This window comes from Actinoallomurus acaciae (assembly GCF_042429965.1).
GTDB lineage: Bacteria > Actinomycetota > Actinomycetes > Streptosporangiales > Streptosporangiaceae > Actinoallomurus > Actinoallomurus acaciae.
The window spans coordinates 1-6,686 of record NZ_JBHLZP010000440.1; the positions used below are offsets into that span (position 1 = coordinate 1).

At 72.4% G+C, this 6,686-nt stretch carries 10 protein-coding genes; all 10 read left to right on the forward strand.

The window, feature by feature from the left end; translation table 11 throughout:
- Positions 1–187 precede the first annotated feature (187 nt).
- Positions 188–1,435, forward strand: coding sequence for an SRPBCC family protein (locus tag ACFFNX_RS37695; RefSeq protein WP_378210859.1), 1,248 nt, complete (start codon positions 188–190; stop codon positions 1,433–1,435).
- Positions 1,436–1,470: 35 nt separating this feature from the next.
- Positions 1,471–1,893, forward strand: a complete 423-nt coding sequence (gene gvpJ, locus ACFFNX_RS37700) for a gas vesicle protein GvpJ (protein WP_378210860.1) — start codon at positions 1,471–1,473, stop codon at positions 1,891–1,893.
- The gene (locus ACFFNX_RS37705) at positions 1,890–2,687 is read left to right on the forward strand and encodes a GvpL/GvpF family gas vesicle protein (protein ID WP_378210861.1); all 798 of its coding nucleotides are present in this window, start codon (positions 1,890–1,892) and stop codon (positions 2,685–2,687) included. Before gvpJ ends, ACFFNX_RS37705 begins: the two co-directional genes overlap by 4 nt.
- 3 nt (positions 2,688–2,690) lie before the next feature.
- Positions 2,691–2,963 carry a gas vesicle protein GvpG gene (locus ACFFNX_RS37710; RefSeq protein WP_378210862.1) on the forward strand — a complete coding sequence of 91 codons (273 nt, stop codon included), beginning with the start codon at positions 2,691–2,693 and terminating at the stop codon, positions 2,961–2,963.
- Positions 2,941–3,252: a gas vesicle protein GvpO gene (gene gvpO / locus ACFFNX_RS37715; protein WP_378210863.1), complete on the forward strand. Its 312-nt coding sequence runs from the start codon at positions 2,941–2,943 to the stop codon at positions 3,250–3,252. Before ACFFNX_RS37710 ends, gvpO begins: the two co-directional genes overlap by 23 nt.
- A gap of 1 nt (position 3,253) precedes the next feature.
- Positions 3,254–3,754: a gas vesicle protein gene (locus ACFFNX_RS37720; RefSeq protein ID WP_378210864.1), complete on the forward strand. Its 501-nt coding sequence runs from the start codon at positions 3,254–3,256 to the stop codon at positions 3,752–3,754.
- Positions 3,747–4,529, forward strand: coding sequence for a GvpL/GvpF family gas vesicle protein (locus tag ACFFNX_RS37725; RefSeq protein WP_378210865.1), 783 nt, complete (start codon positions 3,747–3,749; stop codon positions 4,527–4,529). The genes ACFFNX_RS37720 and ACFFNX_RS37725 overlap by 8 nt, the downstream gene beginning before the upstream one ends.
- Positions 4,514–4,783 (forward strand): gas vesicle protein, encoded by a 270-nt coding sequence (locus ACFFNX_RS37730; protein ID WP_378210866.1) that lies wholly within the window; start codon positions 4,514–4,516, stop codon positions 4,781–4,783. The genes ACFFNX_RS37725 and ACFFNX_RS37730 overlap by 16 nt, the downstream gene beginning before the upstream one ends.
- A 55-nt stretch (positions 4,784–4,838) precedes the next feature.
- The gene (locus ACFFNX_RS37735; RefSeq protein WP_378210867.1) at positions 4,839–5,168 is read left to right on the forward strand and encodes a gas vesicle protein K; all 330 of its coding nucleotides are present in this window, start codon (positions 4,839–4,841) and stop codon (positions 5,166–5,168) included.
- Between the two features lie 304 nt (positions 5,169–5,472).
- Positions 5,473–6,686, forward strand: a 1,214-nt coding sequence (locus tag ACFFNX_RS37740) for a CYTH and CHAD domain-containing protein (protein ID WP_378210868.1), incomplete at its 3' end; no start/stop codon positions are given.

Sequence of the window (6,686 nt, forward strand, 5' to 3'; positions counted from 1 at the left end):
CGCCGCCCGCCGGCCCGTTCGTCGCGGCCCGAGCCGCGCCGCCGGGCGCCGAGGCGTGAGGACGACCGCCCGAGAAGGGGGCGGTCACCTCGCTGACGGCCGTCCGGGGCCGCCGTACCCGTGAGCCGGGGCGTCCGCCGGGGTCCATCTCGCGACCTTGAGCGAACGCCCAGGGGAGGGAGCAGCGATGACCGAGGGTGACCGGCTCGGCCGGGAGAGCGCCGACCTGGCCGAAAACCTGCCCACGCAGAGGCTCGCCAAGGAGGCCAAGAGCCTGCTGGAGGCCTTCGCCGAGAGAGTCCTGTCCTCGGTGGGGGACAAGGTCAGCGACAAGGTCAACGATCTCAGCCGCGGGCTGCTCGAGAAGGTCGGTGACGCGGAGGGCGCCAGCCCGGGGGTCAAGGCCGCGATCTCGGGGCTGACGGCGCTGACCGAGGGCAAGAGTCCCGTACGCGCGGCGCTCGGCGCGGGCGCGACCGGGCTGAAGGAGAAGGTCAAGAAGCTCTTCGGCGCCGGCAAGGGCAAGAAGGCCAAGTTCACCAGCATCGTCGAGACGATCGACGTCGGCGTGCCCCTCCGGGTCGCCTACAACCAGTGGACCCAGTACGAGGACTTCCCCTCGTTCATGAAGAAGGTCGAGAGCGTCGAGCGCCCGGAGGATGAGAAGTCGAACTGGAAGGCGCAGGTCTTCTGGTCCCACCGCTCCTGGGAGGCGACGACGCTGGAGCAGGTGCCCGACTCCCACATCATCTGGCGGTCCAAGGGCGCCAAGGGCTACGTCGACGGCGCGGTGTCCTTCTCGGAGCTGGCTCCGAACCTCACCCGGATCTGTCTGGTGATGGAGTACCACCCGCAGGGCCTGTTCGAACACACCGGGAACATCTGGCGGTCCCAGGGCCGGCGCGCGCGCCTGGAGTTCAAGCACTTCCGCCGGCACGCGATGGTCCACGCGCTGCTCAGGACCGACGAGATCGAGGGCTGGCGCGGAGAGATCCGTGAGGGCGAGGTCGTCAAGTCCCACGAAGAGGCGCTCGACGACGAGGAACGGGCCCGCGAGGAGGAGGAAGAGCGGGAGGCCCCGGAAGAGGAGGCTCCCGAAGAAGAGCGCGAAGAGGAAGAAGAGGAGCGCGAAGAGGAGGAGCCCGGCGAGGCCGCCGAACGCGAAGAGGGCGAGGAGCCGGAGGAGGAGCCCGAGGAACCCGAGGAGCGCCCCCGGAGGCCGAGGCGCCGGGGCGGCGAGGAGGCCCGGGAGACCCAGGAGCCTCAGGAGGCCGAGGAGGCCGAGGAGGAACGGCCCCGCCGCCAACCACGGCGCCGCCGCCCGGCCGAGGAGCACGAGGACGAGCACGCGGACGAGCACGAGGACGAGGAGCGGCCGGCGCGGAGGCCGAGGCGCCGCGGGTCCGCGCGCCCTCGCGAGGACGAGTCCGAGTGACCGGAAGAGAACACGCCGAACGGAGGTGACTCCCCATGACGGTCTCCCCGTACGAAGGATCGGGGCCCGTCCAACGGTCGTCCGGAAGCGCGCTGGTGGACGTGATCGACACGATCCTGGACAAGGGTCTCGTCATCGACGCGTTCGTGCGCGTCTCCCTGGTGGGCATCGAGCTGATCACCATCGACGCGCGCATCGTGGTGGCGAGCGTGGACACCTACCTGCGCTTCGCGGAGGCCACCAACCGCCTGGACCTGTACGAGAAGGGCGGCCCGGGGCTGCCCGGACTCGTCGGCGAGCTGACCGAGAAGGGCACTCAGGGCGGGGCCAAGGGCAAGACCAAGGGCATGCTCGACGCCGCGCGGGAGACGGTCGGCGAGGTCCTGGAGGAGCGTGCCGAACGGGCTGAGGAACGTGAGGATCGCCGCCGGCCCCCGCGTAGGGAGCGTGACCGGTGACGACACGACCGAAGAGTGAGACCTCCGAGCGCGTCGCCGGCGGCACGGGCCTGGCCTGCTACGTCTACGGCGTGGTCCGCTCGGACGCGCGGCTGCCCGCGGACCTGACCGGGATCGCGGGTGGCAAGGTGACCCTGGTCCGGCACGGCGACCTGGCGGCCGCGGTGAGCGAGATCTCCCCGGTGCAGGCGCTGGGCACCCGCGACGACCTGCTCGCGCACGAGGCGGTCGTCGAGGCCCTCGCGGACGAGACGACGACGCTGCCGTTGCGGTTCGGCGCGGTGGTCACCACGACGGGCGCCCTGGCCGACGAGATGCTGGGCCCGTACGAGGACTGGTTCCTGGACGTCCTGGACGACCTGAGCGGCGCGCGGGAGTTCGCCGTCTCGGGCGTCTACGTCGAGGACGTCGTTCTCCGCGAGGTCCTCCACGAGGACCCGGACGCGGCGCGGCTCCGGGAACGGATCCGCGAGCTGCCGGAGGACGCCGCCTACTACGACCGGATCCGCCTGGGCGAGCTGATCGTCAAGGCGCTGGAGGACAAGCGCCAGGCGGACACCGACGCGCTCGTCGACGAGCTGGAGCCGTACGCCACCGCCGTGGCCCCGCGGCCGCCGGCCGGCGAGGACACGGCCGCCGACGTGGCGTTCCTGGTGACCGACCGGAGCCTGCCGGAGTTCGAGAAGGCCGTGGACCGGCTCGGGGAACGCTGGTCCGGCCGTGTCCGGCTGCGCATGGTCGGCCCGCTCGCGCCGTACGACTTCGTGCCGCCGCCGCCCGGGGAGGGGGCCTGAGCCATGGGACTGCTCACGGGCCTGCTGACTCTGCCGCTCGCGCCCGTGCGGAGCGTCGCCTGGCTGGCCGAGCGCATTCTGGAGCAGGCCGAACATCAGCTGTACGACCCGGCGGTGATCCGCCGGCAGATCGCCGAGATCGAGGCGGAGGTACGGGCCGGCCGGCTGCCGGAGGATGAGGCGGCCGAGCTGGAGAACGAGCTGCTGGCCCGGATGATGTCGCGGCAACGCTCCGGCTTCCCGGAGGGCGGGAATGGACGACCGCCGGAACGATGAGCCGAGGCGCCGGGTCCGGCGCCCACCTCCGCCGACCGCGGACCGCGCCGCGCGGCTGGCCGCCGACCACGTGGCCGAGATGACCGGGAAGGAACCCGAGGGGATCATCTCGCTGAAGCAGGCGGAGGACGGCGGATGGACGATCGGCGTGGAGGTCGTCGAGACGCACCGGATCCCCGACACGACCGACGTCATCGCCGTGTACGAGGCCGAGCTGGATTCGGAGGGCGAGCTGCTGGCCTACCGGCGTGTCGACCGCTACATCCGGTGCCAGGCGGGGGAGAGATGACGTGACGGATCCGATGGAGCGGGGGCTGACCGGATACGGCTACGGACGGCAGCCCGCGCCGACACGGCGCCCGGAGTCGGCGAACCTCGCCGACATCCTTGAGCGCGTCCTTGACAAGGGCATCGTCATCGCCGGCGACATCCAGGTGAACCTGCTCGACATCGAGCTGCTGACCATCAAGCTACGGCTGGTGATCGCCTCGGTCGACCGGGCCAAGGAGATGGGGATCGACTGGTGGGAGCACGACCCCACCCTCTCGTCCACGGCCCGGCACGAAGAGGTCACGGCGGAGAACCGCCGGCTGCGCGAACGGCTCGCCGCCCTGGAGGGCGCGGACGAGGAGGAGCGCGCCGAGCCGGAACTCCGGCGCGGCGACCGCCGGGCGGTGGGCCGCGCGGCCCGTGACGAGAACGACTACGACGAGTACGAGTACGAGGAGGAGCAGGAGCCTCGCGCTCGCCGGGTCCGGCGGCGTCCACCGGAGGAGGACGACCGTGGATGAGACCGCGATCTACGTGTACGGCGTCTGCCGGGGCCTGCCCGCCGAGGCGGTGGCGCGGGTCCGCGGCGTGGCGGACGCGCCCGTGGAGACCCTTGACGCCGAAGGGCTGACCGCGGTGGTGAGCCGGGTGAGCCTGGCCGAGTTCGGCGAGGATGCCCTGCGGCGGAACCTGGAGCACCTGGACTGGCTGGAGGCGACCGCACGCGCGCACCACGCGGTCGTCGACGCCGTCGCGGGACGCGGGGTGGTCGTCCCGCTCGGGCTCGCCACGGTGTACCGGAACGAGGACCGGGCGCGCGGCGCGCTGCGGGAACGGCATGACGAGTTCGCCCAGGCGCTGGCGCGCATCACCGGCCGTACGGAGTGGGGCGTCAAGATGTACGCCGACCTCGCCGAGGCCGCGTCCCGTACGGAGGAACCGGCTCCGGCGGACGCCCGGCCCGGCACCGCGTACCTGCGGCGGCGCAGCGCCCAGCGGCACGATGAGGAGGAGACGCGCCGCGAGGTCCTCACGCTGGCCGGTCGCGTCGACGACGAGCTGTGCACGATCGCCACCACCCGGCGCCTGCACCGGCCGCAGGATCAGAAACTGTCCGGCGAGCGCGGCTGGATGATCCTCAACGCCGCGTACCTCGTCGACGACGAGCGCGCGGAGGACTTCCGCACGGCCGTCGCACGGCTCGCCGAAACGCGCCCGGAGCTGCGGCTCCAACTCACCGGCCCCTGGGCGCCCTACTCGTTCGCCGCCGAGGAGGAGGCGTGGACCGAGTACTGAGCGACCTGCCCGAGACGCGCACGCCGGGCCCCGCGCGGGGCCAGCGCGTCGCCCTCGTCGACCTGCTGGACCGGCTCCTCGCCGGCGGCGTCGTGATCACCGGTGACGTGACCATCTCGATCGCCGACGTCGACCTCGTACGGATCTCGCTACGCGCGATCGTCGCCTCGATCCGGCCGGAGATGGAGCGGGCGATGGCGGCCGAGCGTTCGGACGAGCCGATCGAGGGCGTCGTGACCTGGGATGATTCGTGAGCGGGCGAATCAGCGAACACGCACGCCTGGTCTCTCCTCCGGCCAAGGAGGCGCCGTGAACGCGTACCACCCGCGCCACGCGGCGGCCGAGGACGGGCGCGGCCACCGGCTGCCCCACCGCATGGAGACCGACTCCGACCAGGTGCAGCGCGACCTGGTGCGCCTCGTGCTGACCGTGGTGGAGCTCGTACGCCAGCTCATGGAACGCCAGGCCCTGCGCCGCGTCGACGCGGGCGACCTGCCCGACGAGAAGGTCGAGGAGCTCGGGCTGGCACTCATGCGGCTGGAGGAGGCGATGACGGAGCTGCGGGAGCGGTTCGGGCTCGACGCCCGCGACCTCAACCTCGATCTCGGACCCCTCGGTCCTCTCCTGCCACCCGACTAGATCGTGTTTCGAAGTCCCGCCGTCGGGACGCTCCCCGCCCTCCAGGGGGAGCCGACCCCACTTCCATTGTCAAGCCACGCCACACGCCAAAGGAAGACCACACGCAGGGCTGTGGAAAACCCACGACCCAAGCACTTCGAGACAGGCCCCAGGCCGCCGATGAACGCCGACCCGCCGAACCCCGGCACCGCCCGATGACTGCGGGACGGCGCCATACCCGGCTGAAAGTTCACTTTTGAGGCTCTCCGTGCGGGTAAGGGCGTTAGTGCCGCCCATGTGCCGACACCGGATCGAGGGAGGAACCGTGGCACGCCACATCGAGCTGGAGCGCAAGTACGACGCCGAGGCCGATCTCGCCCTGCCCGACCTGCGACAGGTCGGTGGTTGCGTGCGGGTCGGGCCACCGGAGACCCACATTCTCCGCGCCTCCTACTTCGACACCGAGGACCTGCGGCTGGCCGCGCGCGGGATCACGCTGCGGCGCCGGGAGGGCGGAGGCGACGAGGGCTGGCACCTGAAGCTGCCGGTCGGCGAGGACACGAGACGCGAGGTACGGACGTCGCTCGACGCCGGGACCAACGCGGTGCCGGCCGAGCTGTCCGAGCTCGTCGCCGCGCACGTCCGCGGCCGTTTCCTCGTCCGGGTCGCGGAGCTGGAGACCCACCGCACCGAACGTGGGCTGCTGGCCGAGGACGGCACGGTCCTCGCGGAGCTCGCGGACGACACCGTGCACGCCCGCCGCCTGAGCCGGGACGGCCGTGAGGTCGCGCTGATGCGCTGGCGCGAGCTGGAGGTCGAGGCGGTCGAGGGCTCCCGTGAGGTGGTGGAGAGCATCGGCGGACGCCTGCGCGAGTCCGGCGCCCGCGAGTCGGCGGCCGCCTCCAAGCTGGCGCGGGCGCTGGAGGACGACATCACCCCCGTCCGGCGGCCCACCGCCACCCGTACCGCCGGCGACGTGCTGCTGAGATACCTGGGCGAACAGGTCGAGCAACTGCTCGAGTACGACCCGCGCGTGCGGCTCGCCGAGAGCGACGACGACTCGGTCCACAAGATGCGCGTCGCGGTCCGGCGCATCCGCAGCATTCTGCGCACGCACGGGCGCCTCATCGATCCGGTCCGGGTCCAGACGCTGGACGCGGAGCTGAGGTGGCTCGCCGACGCGCTCGGCGACGTCCGCGACCTGGAGGTGCAGAACGCGCGCTTCCACCGCCGCCTCGCCGAGCTGCCCGGCGCCCACCGGGAACCGGCCTGGCTGCTCGCGATGGCGGCCGAGGAGCATCGTGCCCGCGACCGGATGCGCGAGGTCCTGTTGACCCGGCGGTACTACGACCTGCTCGACGCCCTGGACGCCTTCCTCGCCGATCCGCCGGTGAACGCCCGCGCCGCCCGTCCGGCCGCCGGGGAGACGCCCCGGCTGGTGGCCAGGACGTGGCGGAAGATGATGCGCCGGTACGACCGCGCCGCGCGCCTGCCCGCCTTGCGGGACCGCGTCGCCGCGCTGCGCGGTACGCGCAAGGC

What these genes read in the sequence shown, in the direction of transcription:
- gvpO (WP_378210863.1), top strand. Translation starts at nt 2,941, where the DNA reads ATGGACGACCGCCGGAACGATGAGCCGAGGCGCCGGGTCCGGCGCCCA.
- ACFFNX_RS37710 (WP_378210862.1), top strand. Translation starts at nt 2,691, where the DNA reads ATGGGACTGCTCACGGGCCTGCTGACTCTGCCGCTCGCGCCCGTGCGG.
- ACFFNX_RS37695 (WP_378210859.1), top strand. Translation starts at nt 188, where the DNA reads ATGACCGAGGGTGACCGGCTCGGCCGGGAGAGCGCCGACCTGGCCGAA.
- gvpJ (WP_378210860.1), top strand. Translation starts at nt 1,471, where the DNA reads ATGACGGTCTCCCCGTACGAAGGATCGGGGCCCGTCCAACGGTCGTCC.